The sequence below is a fragment of the Pseudoalteromonas sp. SG44-17 genome, assembly GCF_014164235.1.
GTDB classification, from domain to species: Bacteria; Pseudomonadota; Gammaproteobacteria; order Enterobacterales; family Alteromonadaceae; genus Pseudoalteromonas; species Pseudoalteromonas rhizosphaerae.
In genome coordinates this window covers 129,494-148,782 of the sequence record NZ_JACJEV010000001.1, presented here as the reverse complement: position 1 = coordinate 148,782, position 19,289 = coordinate 129,494, and the positions used below count along the sequence as shown (strand labels likewise).

At 40.4% G+C, this 19,289-nt stretch carries 18 protein-coding genes and 1 tRNA gene; 13 read left to right on the top strand and 6 right to left on the bottom strand.

The genetic code is table 11. The features are described 5' to 3' along the window. Window positions 1-189 precede the first annotated feature (189 nt). The 4 genes from rpmI to H5182_RS00680 all read left to right on the top strand — a co-directional run bounded on the left by rpmI (window position 190) and on the right by H5182_RS00680 (window position 2,836). Complete coding sequence (gene rpmI / locus H5182_RS00695) at window positions 190-390, top strand: 50S ribosomal protein L35 (protein WP_004587840.1); 201 nt, start codon at window positions 190-192, stop codon at window positions 388-390. Window positions 391-405: 15 nt separating this feature from the next. Next, window positions 406-768: a 50S ribosomal protein L20 gene (gene rplT / locus H5182_RS00690; RefSeq protein WP_008110477.1), complete on the top strand. Its 363-nt coding sequence runs from the start codon at window positions 406-408 to the stop codon at window positions 766-768. A 173-nt stretch (window positions 769-941) separates the two neighbouring features. Further along, on the top strand, window positions 942-2,015 hold the full coding sequence (locus H5182_RS00685) for a sensor histidine kinase (RefSeq protein WP_145233178.1): 1,074 nt from the start codon (window positions 942-944) through the stop codon (window positions 2,013-2,015). Beyond that, complete coding sequence (locus H5182_RS00680; RefSeq protein WP_145233180.1) at window positions 2,012-2,836, top strand: LytTR family DNA-binding domain-containing protein; 825 nt, start codon at window positions 2,012-2,014, stop codon at window positions 2,834-2,836. Before H5182_RS00685 ends, H5182_RS00680 begins: the two co-directional genes overlap by 4 nt. Window positions 2,837-2,941: 105 nt before the next feature. Here the strand turns inward: H5182_RS00680 and pyk are convergent, their stop codons facing one another. Then, window positions 2,942-4,378 carry a pyruvate kinase gene (pyk, locus tag H5182_RS00675; RefSeq protein ID WP_182730606.1) on the bottom strand — a complete coding sequence of 479 codons (1,437 nt, stop codon included), beginning with the start codon at window positions 4,376-4,378 and terminating at the stop codon, window positions 2,942-2,944. A gap of 404 nt (window positions 4,379-4,782) precedes the next feature. Between pyk and gndA the strand changes: the two genes are divergently transcribed. Next, window positions 4,783-6,156 carry an NADP-dependent phosphogluconate dehydrogenase gene (gndA, locus tag H5182_RS00670; protein ID WP_145233185.1) on the top strand — a complete coding sequence of 458 codons (1,374 nt, stop codon included), beginning with the start codon at window positions 4,783-4,785 and terminating at the stop codon, window positions 6,154-6,156. Window positions 6,157-6,242: 86 nt separating this feature from the next. On the opposite strand, the gene ansA is transcribed toward gndA, so the two are convergent. Together ansA and sppA are read right to left on the bottom strand one after the other, a co-directional pair. Continuing rightward, window positions 6,243-7,253, bottom strand: a complete 1,011-nt coding sequence (gene ansA, locus H5182_RS00665; protein ID WP_149982498.1) for an asparaginase — start codon at window positions 7,251-7,253, stop codon at window positions 6,243-6,245. Window positions 7,254-7,323: 70 nt separating this feature from the next. After that, window positions 7,324-9,189 carry a signal peptide peptidase SppA gene (sppA, locus tag H5182_RS00660; RefSeq protein ID WP_182759323.1) on the bottom strand — a complete coding sequence of 622 codons (1,866 nt, stop codon included), beginning with the start codon at window positions 9,187-9,189 and terminating at the stop codon, window positions 7,324-7,326. A 218-nt stretch (window positions 9,190-9,407) separates the two neighbouring features. On the opposite strand from sppA, the gene H5182_RS00655 reads away from it, so the two are divergent. From H5182_RS00655 to H5182_RS00625, 7 genes are all read left to right on the top strand, one after another. Then, on the top strand, window positions 9,408-11,369 hold the full coding sequence (locus tag H5182_RS00655; protein ID WP_182759322.1) for an FAD-dependent oxidoreductase: 1,962 nt from the start codon (window positions 9,408-9,410) through the stop codon (window positions 11,367-11,369). Between the two features lie 64 nt (window positions 11,370-11,433). Next, entirely contained in the window at window positions 11,434-12,111 is a 678-nt protein-coding gene (locus H5182_RS00650; RefSeq protein ID WP_149982495.1) for a DoxX family protein, read from the top strand. Between the two features lie 114 nt (window positions 12,112-12,225). Further along, the gene (locus H5182_RS00645; RefSeq protein ID WP_145233196.1) at window positions 12,226-12,774 is read left to right on the top strand and encodes an NAD(P)H nitroreductase; all 549 of its coding nucleotides are present in this window, start codon (window positions 12,226-12,228) and stop codon (window positions 12,772-12,774) included. A 202-nt stretch (window positions 12,775-12,976) separates the two neighbouring features. Next, a complete protein-coding gene (locus H5182_RS00640) occupies window positions 12,977-13,354 on the top strand; it encodes a hypothetical protein (RefSeq protein WP_145233198.1) in 378 nt (125 codons plus the stop codon). Between the two features lie 101 nt (window positions 13,355-13,455). Next, a tRNA-Ser gene (locus H5182_RS00635) sits at window positions 13,456-13,546 on the top strand. A 49-nt stretch (window positions 13,547-13,595) separates the two neighbouring features. Continuing rightward, window positions 13,596-13,982, top strand: coding sequence for a hypothetical protein (locus H5182_RS00630; RefSeq protein WP_179959208.1), 387 nt, complete (start codon window positions 13,596-13,598; stop codon window positions 13,980-13,982). A 104-nt stretch (window positions 13,983-14,086) separates the two neighbouring features. Continuing rightward, on the top strand, window positions 14,087-14,704 hold the full coding sequence (locus H5182_RS00625) for an FKBP-type peptidyl-prolyl cis-trans isomerase (protein WP_182717447.1): 618 nt from the start codon (window positions 14,087-14,089) through the stop codon (window positions 14,702-14,704). Between the two features lie 70 nt (window positions 14,705-14,774). Here the strand turns inward: H5182_RS00625 and H5182_RS00620 are convergent, their stop codons facing one another. Then, window positions 14,775-17,171 carry a TonB-dependent receptor domain-containing protein gene (locus H5182_RS00620; protein ID WP_182759321.1) on the bottom strand — a complete coding sequence of 799 codons (2,397 nt, stop codon included), beginning with the start codon at window positions 17,169-17,171 and terminating at the stop codon, window positions 14,775-14,777. Between the two features lie 149 nt (window positions 17,172-17,320). Here H5182_RS00620 and H5182_RS00615 point away from each other — a divergent pair, with 149 nt between their 5' ends. Further along, a complete protein-coding gene (locus H5182_RS00615) occupies window positions 17,321-17,848 on the top strand; it encodes a YaeQ family protein (protein WP_182717449.1) in 528 nt (175 codons plus the stop codon). A 4-nt stretch (window positions 17,849-17,852) separates the two neighbouring features. On the opposite strand, the gene yfaE is transcribed toward H5182_RS00615, so the two are convergent. Next, window positions 17,853-18,125, bottom strand: a complete 273-nt coding sequence (gene yfaE / locus H5182_RS00610) for a class I ribonucleotide reductase maintenance protein YfaE (protein WP_145233207.1) — start codon at window positions 18,123-18,125, stop codon at window positions 17,853-17,855. After that, window positions 18,125-19,255 (bottom strand): class Ia ribonucleoside-diphosphate reductase subunit beta, encoded by a 1,131-nt coding sequence (gene nrdB / locus H5182_RS00605; protein WP_145233209.1) that lies wholly within the window; start codon window positions 19,253-19,255, stop codon window positions 18,125-18,127. Before nrdB ends, yfaE begins: the two co-directional genes overlap by 1 nt. Window positions 19,256-19,289: the final 34 nt, after the last annotated feature.

The window sequence follows — 19,289 nt, the reverse complement described above, 5'->3', positions numbered from 1 at the left end:
GAATTTAGCTCAGGTCACCAAGTAATATGCAAATATTCACCTGTGCTAACCGGTAATAAAGTAAAACTGCAGCATTTATGTTGGGTTTTCACCGGAATATGGCAGTAAGTTAGGCCTAAAAGTGGAGCTATAGCAATATATCTCACGCCTGCTTACTAATTTTAAAGCAATACATTTGGAGTTATTGCAATGGCTTATAAGCTAAAAAGTCACAGAGGCGCGGCTAAGCGTTTCAAAAAGACTGCTTCTGGCGGTTTCAAGCGTAAACAAGCGCATCTTCGTCACATTCTGACTAAGAAAACTTCTAAGCGTAAGTTACACCTACGTCCTAAGATGATGGTTCATAAGAACGACCATGGTCTAGTTTCACGTATGTTACCATTCGCTTAATAGGGGTTTTTAGAAATGGCAAGAGTTAAACGCGGCGTTGTCGCACGTGCACGTCACAAAAAAGTTTTAAAACAAGCAAAAGGTTACTACGGAGCACGTTCACGTGTTTACCGCGTAGCTTTCCAGGCTGTTACTAAAGCGGGTCAATACGCTTACCGTGACCGTCGTGCGAAGAAACGTACTTTCCGTCAATTATGGATTGCACGTATCAATGCTGCTTCACGTCAAAATGGTCTGTCTTACAGCCGTTTTATCAATGGTCTTAAAAAGACATCTGTAGAAATCGATCGTAAGATCCTTGCAGATATCGCTGTTTATGACCAAGTTGCATTCGCAGCGCTTGTTGCAAAAGCTAAAGAAGGCCTAGCGGCAGCTTAAGCTTTTAAAATAAGTATTAAAAAGGAGCCTATGGCTCCTTTTTTTGTGGCTAAAATAAAGTTTTCACCAACAGTTATTTGCGGTAAGGCTCGTGAAAAGCGAGATAGTCGGTAGTGATCCCAACTGCGCTAACGCTATATAATAATTACAAATAAATGAGGTAATTAACTATTTTGAATTGGCAATCCTTAGTTGATAACCGCCAACGCTTTTTCTGGGTATTACAGATTGCGGGTTGGATCGGTTATGCACTTGTTAACTACATTGGCTCAAAAGTCTTTGAGATGCGCGATATTTATGTATTTGTGATCGTACTCAATGCTTACGCAGGGTGTTTAATGACTGTGCCATTGCGCTATATGTATCGCAAAGCCTGGAATGCATCTCCTTGGGTTTTAATGTTAGTAGTGTTCGGCGCTTCGTACATTACAGGCACTTTATGGGCGGTAATACAAAAATTTAATTTATGGGAGATTTATCGCCATGGTTATCGTCCTACAGAATGGTTTTACTATCTGCAACAAGGCTTAGATTCGGTTTATATTATTCTTTGTTGGAGTGGTTTGTACTTTGGCATTAAATATTATCAACTACTGCAAAGTGAGCGCCAAAAAGCCCTTAAAGCAACAACGATGGCGCATGAAGCACAACTGAAAATGCTACGTTATCAATTAAATCCTCATTTTTTGTTTAATACTCTTAATGCTATATCTACGTTGATTTTGGTAAAAGAGAATAAAGATGCTAATTTAATGGTGTCAAAGTTGAGCGACTTTTTACGTTATACACTCAATACCGATCCGATAAAAAAAGTCCCACTTGAACAAGAGTTGCATGCACTGATGCTTTATCTTGAAATAGAGCGAGTACGCTTTGATGAACGGTTGCAAGTGAATGTGCAAATCAGTGATGAAGCAAAAAATGCATTAGTGCCGAGTTTAATATTGCAACCGATCATCGAAAATGCGATTAAATATGCAATAGCTCATCTTAGCGAAGGGGGAGTAATTGATATTAAAGCACAAGTTTTTGCTAATGAACTATTATTGGAAGTAGGCGATAATGGCCCCGGTACTGAATTACTTAATGGCCAATTAGTTAATTCACAAGGGGTAGGGGTGGCAAATACGAAAGACCGCCTGAAAACTTTGTATGAAAATAACTATTCGTTTGTGTTATCACATAATACGCCAAGTGGATTGAAAGTGAATCTGCGCGTTCCGTTTGAGAAGGCTGTGAAGAAATGAGCAAGATTAAGACCCTGATTGTCGATGATGAACCATTAGCCCGTAGAGGGTTAGCGGTAAGATTAGAGGAGTTTGATGATATCGAAGTCATTAAGTTATGTAACTCTGGTCAAGAGGCTATCGATGCATGCCAAGCAGGGAAAATAGATTTAGTTTTTTTAGATATTCAAATGCCTGGAATGAATGGGTTTGAGGTTGCCAGAGCACTCAGTGAAAGTGTCAGAGCGTTACCTGCTATTGTATTCGTAACCGCATTTGATCAGTTCGCAGTCAAAGCATTTGAGATCCATGCTTTAGATTACATCCTTAAACCAGTCGACGACAACAGACTAAAACAGGCGGTAGAAAAAGTGCATACCTACTTGAAGACGCAACAAGACAACGCCCATAAAAAGAAATTGGCGAGTTTTGTAGCTGGAATTACTGGTAATAATTGTGAAGAGATTTTGAAAAAACTGGCAACTGGCGATACATTAACAGATCGCCGTTACCCAGAATCTTTAGCGGTGAAAGAGCAGGGTGAAATAATCCGTGTACCTGTAGCGACAATTCAATGGGTTGATGCCGCTGGTGACTATATGTGTTTACATTGCCAAGATGGTCAAACGCATATTTTACGAAAAACTATGAAAGAACTAGAACAGGAACTTGATCCTCAGCTATTTGTACGTGTCCATCGCAGTGCGATTGTAAATACTAAACAAATTAGCAAGCTTGTAACTCAGGTAAGTGGTGAGTATTTATTAGTGCTTGAGAACGGCCAAGAATTAAAAGTAAGCCGTAGTTATCGCGATAAAGTAAAAGCTGCGTTAGCAAGTTAACTTAGAAACGGGCTCAATAGCTGTTATATAACGAAGTAAATTAAACCATGTGTTTTAAATAAAAAAACGCGAGCCTTGGCTCGCGTTTTTTTATAACTGCGTTAATTAAGCAACAGTAACAATTTTCATAGTATTGGTTGCACCAATCGTTTCCATAGCATCACCATGAGTGATGATCACAGTATCGCCAGATTGTAATGAACCCGCATTCACAAGTGTGTTAAGGGCATCTTTTACCATGTTATCTTTTTCACATTGTGTTGAGTCAAAGAATACCGGGTAAACACCACGATATAATGCTGTTTGACCAAGCGTACTGGCATGACGAGACAATGAATAAATAGGTAAGCCAGAGCTGATACGTGACATCAATTTTGCTGTGCTACCTGATTCAGTTAAAGTAATAATCGCTTTTACTGAATCTAAATGGTTTGCCGCATACATAGCTGACAATGCAATTGATTCTGCATTAGAAGAGAAACGACTATCTAAGCGATGTTTAGAAACGTGAGTTTCTTTTTGTGATTCTGCCCCTAAACAAACGCGCGCCATGGTTGCCACGGTTTCTTCTGGGTAATCGCCTGCCGCTGTTTCAGCTGAAAGCATTACCGCATCAGTGCCATCAAGGACTGCGTTGGCAACATCCATAACTTCTGCACGGGTAGGCATTGGGTTATCGATCATTGATTCCATCATTTGTGTTGCTGTGATCACGGTACGGTTAAGAGAGCGAGCACGACGGATAATGAGTTTTTGTTTACCCATTAAGGCAGCATCACCAATTTCAACACCTAAGTCACCACGAGCAACCATCACCGCATCTGAAGCAAGGATAATATCATCAACTGCTTCTACCGTTTCAACGGCTTCAGCACGCTCAATTTTAGCTAAAAGCTGTGCTTTAGAGCCTGCAGCTTCAGCTAGTGAACGCACATAACGCATATCGTCGCCACTGCGTGGGAACGATACTGCGATATAATCAACATCAATTTCTGCTGCAGTTAATAAATCTTCTTTATCTTTATCAGTGAAGGCTGGAGCAGTTAAACCACCACCTAAGCGGTTGATGCCTTTATTGTTAGATAACACGCCACCAACAGTTACTGTGGTATGCACTAAATGACCTTCAACATTTACTACTGTTAATTGAATTAAACCATCGTTTAAAAGTAGTAAGTCACCAGGGGCAACATCTTGTGGTAATTCTTTATAATCAATACCTACGGCGTTGATATCGCCTAGGCCTTTTTCCATTTTTGCATCAAGAATAAATTTTGCACCAACAGGTAGCGTTACTTTGCCATCTTTAAATGTCGATACACGAATTTTTGGGCCTTGTAGATCGGCTAAAATAGCAATGTGCTTGCCTAGTTTTTTGGCAATGTCACGCACTGCTTGGGCACGGTCTTTGTGATCTTGTGCAATGCCGTGTGAGAAATTCAAACGCACTACGTTTGCACCAGCACGGATTATTTTTTCTAAGTTGTTATCTCGATCGGTTGCAGGTCCAAGGGTCGCGACTATTTTTGTGCGTCTAAGCATCAAATTCTCCTGTAGGCTTACAATGTTGTAAGCAGGTTGACGGTTTTTCGTTATTTATAGGTGTTAGTTTAACTGACACGCATAATACAGTTTTTACTGACAGCAAATAGCGCGTTGACATCAAGGTAACGTGTAAAGCTGTCATTATTTTATACAAAAAAATTATGACCACATTATGACACCGGTGTCAGGTCTCGTCAATGCTCGACTCAGAAATCCATATCAGGAAAATTTATCGCCCCGAGGCAACGGTTGTTTGATATAATCACTGTATCTTGCGTGTTTGTCTTGCGCAAAGCGTTGTATCTGTTGTCTAGGCTCGCAATTTTAAGTGGCTTGGGTATATAATGCGCGCGGTATTATTTCATTTACTAACCAATAGTTGTTACCGAGGAGGACACTAAATGCAAGTTGCATTAGTAGGGTTAGGCGTTATGGGTAAAAATCTTGCTCTCAACTTGATTGAACAAGGGATGACGCTAGTAGCTTATGATAAAAACCCAGACGCGGGCGAAGAGCTATTAAGCTGTGCTAAATTACAAGGCATGGCAGATCGTCTGCACATTGTGTCTGATTTAGGTGATATGGTAAAACGGTTAACGCCGCCTCGCTCAATTTTGTTATTAGTGCCAGCGGGTGAGTTAGTCGATAAAGTTTGCAGCGATTTAGTTGATGCAGGCGTTGATTGTGACGATATTATCGTCGATTGTGGCAATAGTAATTATAAAGACGGTATTACTCGTAAACTTAAATATCAAAATAAATTTGAATTTGCCACTATGGGGATTTCTGGCGGTGCTGAAGGCGCGCGTCATGGTCCTGCGATGATGGCAAGTGGTTCAGAAGGCGGCTGGGAACGCGTTGAGCCATGGTTTGAAAAAGTAGCAGCAAGCTACAAAGGTGAATCGTGTTTTGCCCGTGTTGGTCAATCAGCCAGTGGTCACTTTGTAAAAATGGTGCACAATGGAATTGAATATGCGTTAATGCAACTAATCGCAGAAATGTATCAATTATTACGCTTAGGCACTAACCGCACTCCACATGAAGTTGCAGAGATTTTTAATCAATGGTCTGAAGGCACACTCAATAGCTATTTATTATCTATCTCAAGTCATATTTTATCGTTAGAAACCGATGCGGGTGAAGCGTTGGTTGATTTGATTGATAATAAAGTTGGCGCGAAAGGCACGGGTTTGTGGACGGCACAAAATGCATTAGAACTGGGTATCGCCGTTCCTTCATTGGTTGCAGCTGTGCAAGCGCGTCACTTAACCAATACTGGTGACACACATGCAGCGAAAGAAATGACGTATGCAGCTAAATCAACTTCACAGGTTGAATTAGATTTAGATGAACTTAAAGATGCCTTCTTGTTTGCAAGTTTACTGGCTTATCGTCAAGGTCTTGCGCTGATCAAAGGTGCATCACGTGCACATCAATGGAAAGTCGATTTATCTAAAACACTGCAAACATGGCGTGCTGGTTGTATTATCCGTGCTGATTACTTAGATAACATCGCTGAAGGTGTTGAGTTTATCGACACTTTAGAAAAAGAGTCATTAGCGCTGCGTAAAATAACAGGTCAAGCAATGATGACTGGATTAGCATTTCCGGTACTTAGCTCAACGCAAACGTATTTTGCGACGTTGACGACACCAAGCAATGGTCATCTAGTACAAGCACAGCGAGATTATTTTGGTGAGCATGGCATTAAAACTCATAGTGGTGAGGTATGTCATTTAACTGATTTAGTAGAGATTGACGCGAAAGTACGTTAATTAGGCCAATAAGTTAAAATGAAAGGCACGCTAATTAGCGTGCCTTTTTAGTTTAAAAAAATAGTTTTTATTATAAAGCGCTCAGCTTATCTACTTAACTCACCACGTAAGTTGTCTTGCATTAAATGGCGAATAGTTTCAATTTCAAGCTTTTGGCTAAATAAGTAGTGTAATTTAGTTAAGCATGCCTCTAAGGTCATATCGTAACCGCTGATCACACCAATGTTAAGTAATGCGTTACCAGTTGCATAGCCGCCCATATTTACATGCCCTTTTAAACACTGGGTTAAATTGACGATAACCATACCGCGCTTACTTGCGCTGGAGAGGATCTCTAAAAAGTCTGGATCTTGTGGTGCATTGCCCACACCAAAGCTCAATAATACGAGGGCTTTGATATTGTCGTTTACCAGACTTTTAACTACAGCATGACTGATCCCTGGATACAAGTATAAAACACCAATAGGTTGCGGCGTGATGTTGGTGACTTGTAGCTCATTTTCAACATACGGGCTCAACTGGCCTTTTAATAATTGAATATTAATACCTGAGAGAGCCAGTGGGTCTAAGTTAGGGGATGCAAAGGCATCAAAGCCATCGGCATGTGCTTTAGTTGCACGATTGCCGCGAAATAATTGATTATTGAAAAATAGACTAACCTCAGCAATCGGATAATTAGCCGCTAAATACATCGCATTAAGTAAATTTACTTGGCCATCAGAGCGCAATTGCGACAGTGGAATTTGCGAGCCTGTCACTATCACTGGCTTTGTTAAGTTTTCAAACATAAAGGACAAAGCAGATGCGGTATACGCCATGGTATCTGTACCATGAAGCACGACAAAGCCATCATAATCTTGGTATTTACTTTTAATATCATCAGCGATTAGTTGCCAATGAGCAGGGGACATGTCTGATGAGTCAATCAGCGGGCAATACTCGTGAATATCGAATAAGGGCATTTCATCACGATTAAATTCGGCATTGTTTTCTACGGTTTGTGTTAAAAAACCTTCAGCGGGAATATAGCCTCGACTCGATTTTTTCATCCCAATCGTACCGCCAGTATATGCGATATAAATACGTTTACGTTTCATAAAAAAAGCCCAGTAAAAAAACTGGGCTTAGTATAACGGTTAGTTGCTGCGATTACAGCCTATACACTATTTATTGCGAAATATTACACACTAAGCAGCGGGCATAAATGCCTTGCGGATCGTTGTAATCTTTTAGACCTTCAACCTCAGTTGTTAATTGCTTAACTAAACCATTGATAGATGCTTGGTTTGAGAGTGCGTTTTGTAGCGTACTTTGTGAGCCAATTAGCGATCTAATCGATGCATTTCCAAAAATATCCTGCATTAATTTCTCTTCCGCCGATAGACTCTGCTTAATGGTTTTAACTTCATAAAAATCAAGCTTAGCCAGTTCAGCTGCCGCTTTGATAGCGTCTTGCTTATTGCCTAATTTGTCAACTAAGCCAAGCTCTTGCGCTTGGCTTGCAATCCAAACACGGCCTTGTGCAATAGAGTCAACTTGCTCAGGGGTCATATTTCGTGCTTCACCAACAACCTCTAAGAAGCGTTGATAAGCATCTTCTACACTTAGTTGAATAACCTGTGCCATTTTTTCATTAAGCGGGCGAGCGATTGATAGACCAGCCATTTCAGTTGTGGCAACGCCATCTGAATAAACACCTAATTTAGCCATGGTGTTTTCAAAGGTCATAAAGTTACCAAATACACCAATTGAGCCGGTAATTGTGCTCGGCGCTGCCCAAATTTCGTTGGCAGCAGAGGCAATCCAGTAGCCGCCAGAAGCTGCTACTGAGCTCATTGAAGCAACCACTGGTTTACCAGCTGCTTTAAGAGCAAGCACTTCAGCACGAATAACTTCAGAGGCAAACATACTGCCACCGCCAGAATCAATACGCAGTACAACCGCTTTTACTTTATCATCTAAGCGTGCTTTACGTAGTAAAGCCGCTGTAGAGTCACCACCAATTTCACCGGCTTTACGTTCGCCGTCAGAGATAGTACCGCGTGCAACCACAACGGCGACTTTTTCTGTCATTGGGTTATCAAACTCAATCGGCGATTTAACTAATGAGAGATATTCTTTAAACGATACTTGGTTAAAGGTTTTGCCTGTTTCTTCAGTGCCTACTAAGGCAATTAATTGTTGACGCACTTGTTGATTGGTTTTTAAAGAATCAACCCATTGATGTTCAAGAGCATATTTACCTGAATCGCCATTAACTGCTTGCATTTTTGCCAGAAACACGTCCATTGTTTCATCAAAGTTTGCTTCATCAAATGGGCGCACAGCGGCAACGTCTTGTTTGTATTCTTTCCACAATGCACCTAGCCATACATTATTAGCTTCTTTTGCTGCATCTGACATATCGTTACGAATAAACGGTTCAACAGCCGATTTAAATGTACCAACACGGAAAATATGCTGAGTGATACCGAGTTTTTCAAGCGCATCTTTAAAATATAACGGGTACATGCCAAAGCCTTGGATCTCTACACCACCATAAGGGTGCATAGATATTTCATCAGCGTGCGCAGCAATGTAATATTGTGCTTGTGAGTAATAATAACCAGAGGCAATTACTTTTTTGCCGCTCGCTTTAAACCGCTCTAACGCTAGAGTGATTTGTTTTAATTTATTTAAATGCGCGCTAGGCATTTTTTGTAAATCCAGCAAGATCACACTAATGCGTTTATCTTCAGTGGCTTGATCAATTACATTGATAATATCATCAAGTAAAATTTCAGCGGGCTCATCGTTGCTCTGTGTTGCGTCATTGATGGCAGATTCAATTGGATCAACGTAAACTTTTTCCTCTACGATTGGACCATTGAGGTTTAACCTGAGCACAGATGTGTCAGCAACATTAATTTCATTGTCATCACTTATGATTGAAACAATGAAAAGAATGACAAGTAACACAAATAAAAAATTGAGGACTAAACGACGAGAAAAGTTAATTCCTGCCCACAGTCCTTTAAATAGCTTTGCAATCAAAATAAATCCTTAGTCTGGTACAACTTATATCTGTCACCATCTTAGCTCAGAATAAAAATTAATTTAACTGTTAAATCGTAACTAAGTATTTATGAGCGAGGTTTTAACCGTGAGAATGTGAACATATTAACTAATTTATCGCTTTTGTTGCTTATTGCTTGCCAATCGAGCAAAATTGGCTAATGTATAGAGGTTAGACCAGTTCATTGGGGCAGAGGATGTTAGAACAACAATTACAATTGAAACACACACAGCTACGTAACCGTTTGGTAATGGGCTCAATGCACACGGGGCTTGAAGAGGGATGGCATAACCGAAAACGACTGCGTGCTTTTTATGAAGCGCGCGCTAAAGGTGGTACTGCGATGCTCATTACGGGGGGCTACAGTCCTAATTTGCGTGGCAAATTAACCCCAATCTCATCGTCTTTTAATAGCTATTATGATGTGTTTAAGCACCGTGCATACACTGATGTTGTCCATCAACACGGCGGTAAGATTTGCTTACAATTATTACATGCTGGACGTTATGCGTATCATCCATTTAATCAAGCACCAAGTGCAATTAAAGCACCTATTAACCCATATCAACCCAAAGCAATGTCGCTCAGTGCAATAAAAAAAACCATCAAAGACTTTGCTCATTCCGCCTATTTAGCACAAAAGGCAGGCTACGATGGCGTTGAAGTGATGGGCTCAGAAGGTTATTTGATTAATGAGTTTATGGCACCGCATACCAATAAACGCTCAGATGAATACGGTGGAAGTTTAGAAAACCGTATGCGTTTAGCGTTAGAGATAGTCAAAGCTGTACGTGCCAAAGTAAATAAAGAATTTTTAATTATCTTTCGATTATCGGTGATGGATTTAATTCCGAATGGGTCAACACCTGAAGAGGTTACTATCCAGGCCAAAGCATTAGAGCAGGCTGGAGTTGATATTTTAAATACCGGCATAGGCTGGCATGAAGCACGAGTACCTACTATTGCGAGTATGGTGCCAGCAGGTGCATTTAAAGAAGCTTCAAAACGTTTAAAAGAAGTGGTATCGGTTCCTGTCATTGCTGTAAATCGTATTAATACTCCTGAGATTGCCAATGAAATTTTAACTGCAGGGGATGCCGATCTGATTTCGATGGCACGACCACTATTAGCCGATCCAGAGTTTTTTAATAAATATCAAGCACAACAAAGTAAACACATTAATATTTGTATCGGCTGTAATCAGGGCTGTTTAGATCATGTATTTAAAGGTAAACGAGCAACATGCTTAGTGAATCCTCAAGCGGGGTTTGAGCTAGATTATCCTCTTGAGCTGACCAACAAGGCTAAAAATGTGTTGGTTGTAGGTGCTGGGCCTGCGGGCTTATCTGCCAGTTGTTACTTAGCGCAAAAAGGTCATACGGTAACGCTGATTGATAAAAATACAGATATGGGCGGCCAATTTAATTTAGCGATGCGAATTCCTGGTAAAGAAGATTTCAATCATACCTTGCGTTATTTTATTAATGAACTTGAACGTCTAAAGGTCACGGTAACACTCAATACTCCTTTTACCGATAAAATGCTTGAGCAATACGATGACGTGGTGTTTGCAACGGGGGTGCGCCCGCGTGAGGCAAACTTTACCTGCGCGGATAATAAACGTGTTTTTTCATACGATGAAGTTATTCGTGGTGAAGTTGAATTAGGGCAATCGATTGCAATTTTAGGTGCCGGCGGCATTGGCTTTGATATGGTTGCTTTTTTAAGTGAACATAAAGACCAAAGTATTGCTGATTTTAAATCGCAGTGGGGAATTGAGTGTCAGCCAAGTCCAGATAAAGATAATCGTCAATTGTTTATGCTAAAACGCAGCGCTGGGCGTTTTGGCAGTGAGCTTGGTAAAACAACGGGCTGGATACATCGTCAAGTTGCAAAGCAACATGGTGTAAAACAGATCGCTGATTGTCAGTATCATCATTTTGATCAGCAAGGTCTAAAAATTACTGTGGCAGGAGAGGAGCAGGTGCTACCTGTTGATACAGTGATCGCTTGTATCGGGCAAGTCTCTAATAACGAATTAATGTCGGGGTTAATCGGTAATCCTAAAGTACATGTAATTGGCGGGGCCAAATTAGCATCTGCAATTGATGCAAAACGAGCTATTTATGAAGCGCTTCAGGTCGCGCGTAAAATTTAACTGAAATAAACTTTTAATCGTAGCGGTCTTTGTTTAATACATTTCAAAAGACTAGACTGCTACGATGAATACATTGATCACACTATATAAAACTTCCCTACAAAAAATAGCCATTTTTGATGGTATCCCTGCTTTACTATTTAGACTGATACTGGCGCCAGTTATGATCATCGCAGGTTATAACAAGCTAAATATCAGTGGTAATGGTAATGGGTTTTTTGAATTCTTTTTAGCTTCTCCAGATGTTGTTGCTTGGTTTGGTAACCCAGATTGGGGTTTAGGCTTACCTTTTCCAGATTTACTGGCTTTTTTAGCTGGCTGGAGTGAATTTCTCGGTGGCTGGCTGCTCTTAGTTGGTTTATTAACCCGTCTGGTTAGCATACCGCTGATGTTTACTATGGTCGTTGCCGCAACCTCTGTACATTGGCACAATGGCTGGTTTGCGATTGCGCCGACAGATCCAGATACTAGTGCTGCACAAGTACTTGATTGGTTGGCGATCCCCGGTGCAAAAGAAAGTTTAGATAATTCCCGAGAAGTAAAAGAACGTATTGAGAAAATTCGAGGACTTGTACAAGAACATGGTTTCCCAGATTACCTTTATGAAAAGGGTAAGCCGTCGATTTTGAATAATGGCATTGAGTTTTCAGCAATTTATTTTGCGATGTTATTGAGTTTATTTTTTACCGGCGGTGGGCGTTTTGTTAGCCTTGATCACTGGTTACGGAAAAGATTCGAATAATCTAAATCTCTACCTGTCAGTTTGCGACGGCCGTCGCAAACTTTCTAACTTTCAAACTTTCTCAGCAATCCCTATCAATGCTATGCTAGTTTCTTTTTTAATTAGAGAATCGCTATGGACGCTATTGAGCTTTTATTGACTCGTCAGTCAGATCCTCGACTGATTGCACCTGCCCCAAACAACAGTCAACTTGATATTATTAAACAAGCAGCGCTTCGTGTGCCTGATCATGGTTGCCTTGCGCCTTGGCAATTTATTGTTGTTGCAGAAGATGCGCGAGAACGACTCGGCGAAATTTATTATCAAAGTGCAGTTGCAGAACAACAAGATGAAAAAGTAATTAATCGTGCCAAAGAGTTACCGCTGCGTGCACCGATGATAATCATTGCCATTGCCAAATATCAAGCGCACCCAAAAGTGCCGCGTATAGAACAAGTACAAAGTGCTGGTTGTGCTGTGTTAGCTATGCAACAAGCAGCTTTTGCGCAAGGACTGGGTGGTGTCTGGCGTACTGGTTACTTTGCGCAAAGTGAGGCGGTAAAAGCGGCGTTAAAGCTTGATAATGAAGATGAGATTGTCGGTTACCTGTATTTAGGCACTCCAGAAGTGGACTGTAAAAAGGCTGTTCGTCATAGCCCAGAACACTTTTTCACAAACTTATAGTTGCCAAAACGTAATTAATTGGAACTTTGTCGTGTTATTTCAGTCAGAATGCATTAAGGCTACCTTTGTTATTATCTTTAGGTAGCTTGGCTGTCTGAAGCGCTTGGATGCAATAACCCTCAATACAATGGTTTGTTATTTTTCTGCAGTTTGTTAATGTATGGAGTGTCTTAATTAGAATAACAACAAGAAGACGAGGATAATGGGAAATTTATTTTTACGTGAAAAAGAAAAATGGTTAACGTGGTCCTTATGGGGTTTTGTTGGTGCGGCTATCACTCTTTACACAGCATTTAGTACACAGACTCCTCATTTAATAGCGATCTCATCAACTGCTATTGTGGTTATCTTAGCGTGGTGGATGCAACGCACAAGACGATTTGATTTTGGTAGAGCGTTTAAAGTGTGTTGTTACGTGTTGTTTGTGAGTATTTTACCCGCTTTTGTATTGGTGCTTGTACCAAGTGATGATCTAAACCGTTTTGATTTAATTTTTCAGAGCTTAAGTTTTGTAACTTTTAGCTTATTAGTCTGCTTACTGTGTTCGTGGGTCGCGAAACGTCCAAAACAGTATTATTGATGTATTTTTAAGCGCTTTGAGTAATTGTAACGATTAATTTGAACTTTTTTACTTTTAGGGCTTTACAACAAGGCGGCTAACCCCTATTATCCGCGCCGTACGGAGAGATGGCAGAGTGGTCGAATGCACCGGTCTTGAAAACCGGCAGGGGTTTATAGCCCCTCTAGGGTTCAAATCCCTATCTCTCCACCATATTTAAAAAGCCGCCTTATGGGCGGCTTTTTGCTATCTGGAGTTTAAGATGTCACAGCAAAATCAATTAAACACCACACAACGGGTGCTAAAACACGTACTGTTATGGTCGGTGTTTGGCTACTGTTATCACAGTGCTATTAACTTACTCGTTAAAATGGCGATGGATGCACAACCAGAGCATGTATTGCTCACAGCTATGCTTTACTGCCTAGGCTTTAATCTATTAGCTGGGCATTTAATTACTAAATATGATAAATACTGGCCAGAAATTGCGGCAATATTTATTGGTTGTATCGGTTTATTAGTCGTGCCGGTGCTATTAGTTGGTACGCAGGCATTACTGAGTCGTCCATTACTTGCTGGTATTTTAATCAGCTTGCCAATCTTGACTTTTGCTGTGCGCTTAATAAAGCGAAAACTCACTAAAAACTAGCTCTAAAGAAGCCCAAAAGGGCTTTTTTTTATGATAGCATAGGCGCGTCTTTTAACTGATACCAGCGTTATTAAGCTTGGTATAAACAAAACGTGAAACATATTATGTCAGATAATTTTACTACAGATGCTGAAAAAGCAAGTTACGGTATTGGCCTACAGATGGGTGAGCAACTTAAAGCTAACCCTTTCGAAGGTTTAAACTTAAATTCAGTATTTGCAGGCATGAAAGATGCGTATGTGGGCGGCGATTTCCAAGTTGAGATCCCTGAGATCCAAGCTGCATTCGAAAAAATCAACACTGAAATCCAAGCACGTCGTGAAGAAGAAGCGAAAGTACTTGCAGCTGAAGGCATTGCATTCTTAGAAGAAAATGCAAAACGTGCTGAAATCACTGTGACTGAGTCTGGTCTTCAATATGAAGTACTAGCAACAGGTGAAGGCAACAAGCCAACTGCTGAGTCAACAGTGCGTGTTGATTATCACGGTACACTTATCAACGGTACTGTATTTGACAGCTCTTATGAGCGTGGTCAACCTGCTGAGTTTCCAGTTGGTGGCGTGATCAAAGGCTGGACTGAAGCATTACAAATGATGCCTGAAGGCACCAAATGGCGTATCTATGTTCCTCATGAGCTTGCTTATGGAGAACGTGGTGCCGGTGCTGCAATTGCACCATTCTCAACACTGGTATTTGACGTTGAGCTACACGAAATTCTTTAATTAGAAATTGAGTAATAAAAAGCCGCGCTAATAACTATTAGCGCGGCTTTTTTATGGTTATTTACTGAGATCAGAAATAACCACGTAGACCAATTCTAAAGTTACGCCCAGGAAGTGGCGCTTCATCTTTAATAAATGAACTATGTACAAAACCCAGTTCATCCGTAATATTATCAACGTTGATATAAAACTGTGTATCTACCGGACCGACACTTAATTGATAATTTGCTTGCGCATCAAACAGTGTATAGCCATCAGTTGCGGTTTCATAAGCCGTAATATCACGTTGTTCAAAGTAGTGTGTGCCAGTTAAGCTGAACTGCCAATCACTGATATTATACTGAAATTCTGAACCTAACTTATTTGCCGGAATACGCGGTAAATACCCTTCATCATCAGCAAGTTTTGCAGTGGTTGAGTCACCAAATACTTTTACCATCGCATTTGAATTTAATTGATAATGTGCATCAAATTCAATGCCGTATAATTTCGCATTTTTACTGACAAATTGATAAACAGCCATACCATCATCGTGGCCAGGCTCTGCAGCTTCAAGGCCGTGCTCTTCATCAAACATTAACCCCGTGTTTTGCTGATAGTAAAAATTGGCAATGTCGTTATAGAAAAAGTTAACCGTATAACCAAAATCGCCACTAAAGCGTCTAAAGCCAAAATCAATATTGGTTGATGTTTCTTGTTTGATATTTTCAGGTTCGAAGTGAATTTCACCGTCTTCTATCGCGTAGCCTAAACCAAGCTCATAGGTGCCAGTTGCAATATGGACACCATTTGATAATAGCTCGGCTGATAACGGTGCGCGTTCAGAGTGTGACACGCTCAGCGCAATACTTTGTCCGGGTGTATATTGCCAAATAGCGCCTGCTGAAGCGCTCAGATTAGTAAAGCTTTTACTGTAAGGCGTTATTTCATTGGCGTGTTCATCAGTATGATCATCTTCATGGTCATGGTCATGGTCATGCGCAGCAGCACCGACATTACTATCAATATTATAATCTTCAATACGCGCACCTAATTCTAATGTCACGTTGCCAAACTGTTTTTCTTCGAGGATAAATAATGCATGAGTAGTCGTTTTGCTAGCGGGTGTGAAGGCTTCTTCACCATCGGCATCATAATCAGATTCACTAAAATGATAACCAGCCATACCATGCCAATTACCTAACTTATGCTCGATATTTAAACGTGCTTCAGTGGTTTCATTACTAAAGATAGTACCGATCGCGCCATCTTCAATTTCAGCATGGCGATAATCAGTATAACCTAGACGTAAATTAATAGTTTCAATCCAGTTGTTGTGTAATGCATAGCTCATCAAACCTTGCCAGCGATCTTGTTCTACACGCGCATAAACGGCTTCTTCTTCGCCTTCATCATGGTCGTGTTCGTGTTCGTGATCATGGCCATGTTCATGGCTATGTGCTGGAATACCGTAGTCGGTTTCAATACGGCCATAAGAAACACCTAGCGTTAAATGCTCACCTACATAGCTAGTACCAAAGTTAACGGTTTGGCTATCAATAAAGGTATTTTTTACCGAGGTGGCTGTTTCATGCTCTTCTTCGTCATGACCCTCATGATCTTCGTGCTCTTCTTCAGGTAAGTTAAAACGCGGAGTTTGGTAGTCATCACCAGTGCGTTTGGTACCGTCAAAATGGAAGTTAAAGTTGTTATGGCCCGTCTCAAGCTTGGCAGCATAGGTGTTGGCATTTGAAACCGTGTCATGGCTGTATTCAACAGCCCCAGTTAACTGCTCGATATTATCAGTTGGAATGCGGTTATCTACTACGTTAACTACGCCACCAATCGCGCCTGAGCCATAAAGTAGCGTAGCTGGGCCACGCAAAACTTCAATCTGTTCTGCAGCTAGGCTGTCATTCGATGTTGCGTGATCTGGGCCAATACGTGACGCATCGCTGCTGTCTAAGCCATTTTGGGTGATTTTAACGCGAGGGCCATCTAGGCCACGGATTATAGGGCTAGATGAAACAGGGCCAAAATAGCTGGCATTAACACCGGGAAGGCCTTTGAGCGTTTCGCCTAACGTGGGTTTTGCTTTATTGCGCAGTTCATCGCCACTGAGTACACTCACTGGTGAAATCATCTCTAAGCTATTTTTATGCAGGGCAGAGGCGTACACAACGACAGATTCAACTGACGTAGGTACAAGCGTGATATTTAGAGCAGAACTGGTTTCAGTTACTTGAACTCTAGCATCAACAAAATTATTTTTACTAATATGTAATTGGCTATTAGCATCAATATTAATACTAAATCGGCCATTCTCGTCAGTTTTAATTGACTGTGCTTTACCGTGTACGTGCACATCGGCATAGCTGAGTGGTTGCTTGTTATTGTCAAAAACTTGCCCAGTTACCAGCGCAGCATGAGCAGAATAAGAGCTTAAAGCAGTGATAATTGCAGTTGATATTAAGGAATGTCGGATCATGGTTACTACGTTGTTGCTATTATGTTGTGATATAATATAACACCATCATTTGTGCTGATCAATAATGTTATACCATAACTTTAAAATAAACGTGCTTATATCAGATTGGGCTATACTCAATAGGAGTAACGGCGAGACTGGTGAATATTATGTCTGATAAAACACGTATTTTTAAAGCACGATTTAGCATAGCTGATCTGCGTCATCAGCGTAATCACAAAGAAATTTTTACCACAGCGTTGACTAAAAATGAAACACTGGAGCATTTTGTTTTAAAGCTATTAGGCTATTGTATTTTATCTTATGACAGCCATGCAGTGCTTAATAAACTTGCTGATAAACTACAGCCAGATGTAGGAATTCAAGCGTTGGACGAACATTATAAAACCTGGTTAAGTGTTGATAAACCTGACCTTGATGAATTAGTTAAGATCGCTAAGCAGGTGGATGAATTATTAATTTTAACAACGGGCAATAGTGAATGGTTAACGCAATCTCAGTCACGGTTAAAGTTATTTGATAATAGCCATATTATTGAGATTGACCAGCAGTTTATTGATGATATTCAGGTGGATTTAACACGCAGTTTAAATTGGGATGTAACCATAGATGAAAGTAGTTTAATGATCAGTGATAAAATACATTGCTATGAAACAAAGCAGTTTGACTGGCATTAATAAATTACTTCAAATTGAGAGTGATATTGCCATCGGGTTTACAGCAGCACAGCAGTACTTCTCCATCTCGTACAAAGGCTAGTGGTTCTTCGTTATAGGTGACTTGCCCTGCTACTAGGGTTGCTCTACAGGCACCACAATATCCTTCTCTACACTGAAAAGGAATTTCATATTGCTGTTGTTCTAGGCAGTCTAAAAGGGAATGACAGCCAGTGTCAAAATCTACACACTGGCTATTATCTGCAAAGTGGATCTTTGCAGTTTTGTTGCTGGTCATTAGAGATCGAAGTCACCGAAATCAGAGGCATTAACTTGAGAGTCAATTTGGCCTACAAGGTATGAGCTGATCTCCGCTTCTTGTGGAGCAACTTGTACATTGTCTGACACCAACCATGAATTGATCCATGGGATAGGGTTACTGCTGGTTTTAAACTGTGTTGGTAAACCAACTGCAGTCATACGAGCATTAGTAATGTACTCAACGTATTGGCATAAAATATCTTTGTTTAAGCCAATCATTGAACCATCTTTAAACAGGTATTCAGCCCATTCTTTTTCTTGTTCAGCAGCATCAACAAACATCTTGATCGCTTCATCACGACACTGAGCTGCTACGATAGCCATTTCAGGATCGTCTTTACCATCTTGCATAATATTCAAAATATGCTGAGTACCAGAAAGATGAAGCGCTTCATCACGGGCGATCAGCTTAATAATTTTAGCATTACCTTCCATTAATTCTCGCTCTGCAAACGCAAATGAACAGGCAAAGCTGACATAAAAACGGATCGCTTCTAAGATATTCACTGACATCATTGCAAGGTATAAAAGCTTTTTAAGTTCAAATAAACTGATATGAACTGTTTCGCCATTAAGTTCATGTTTACCTTCACCGTATAAGTTATACACAGCCACTTTATTAATTAATTCATCGTAATATTTAGTTACGGCATCAGCACGTTCACTGATCTTTTCGTTACTAACGATATCATCAAAAATAAGCTCAGGGGCTTGGGTAACGTTACGAATAATATGTGTATATGAACGGCTATGGATTGTTTCACTAAATGCCCATGTTTCAATCCAGGTCTCAAGTTCTGGGATCGACACAATTGGCAGTAACGCAACATTAGGCGAGCGACCTTGCACACTATCAAGTAAGGTTTGATATTTTAAGTTACTTAAAAATATATGCTTTTCGTGATCAGGTAAGGCCTGAAAATCTAACCGATCTTTACTTACATCGACTTCTTCAGGACGCCAAAAAAACGATAGTTGTTTTTCAATTAGCTTTTCGAAAATAGGGTACTTCTGTTGATCATAACGCGATACGTTAACGGTTTGGCCGAAAAACATCGGTTCTTGTAGTTGGTTATTATGGTTTCGGCTAAAAGTAGTATAAGACATAAGATCACTCAAAAAACGAACAGGGCAAAGCGGG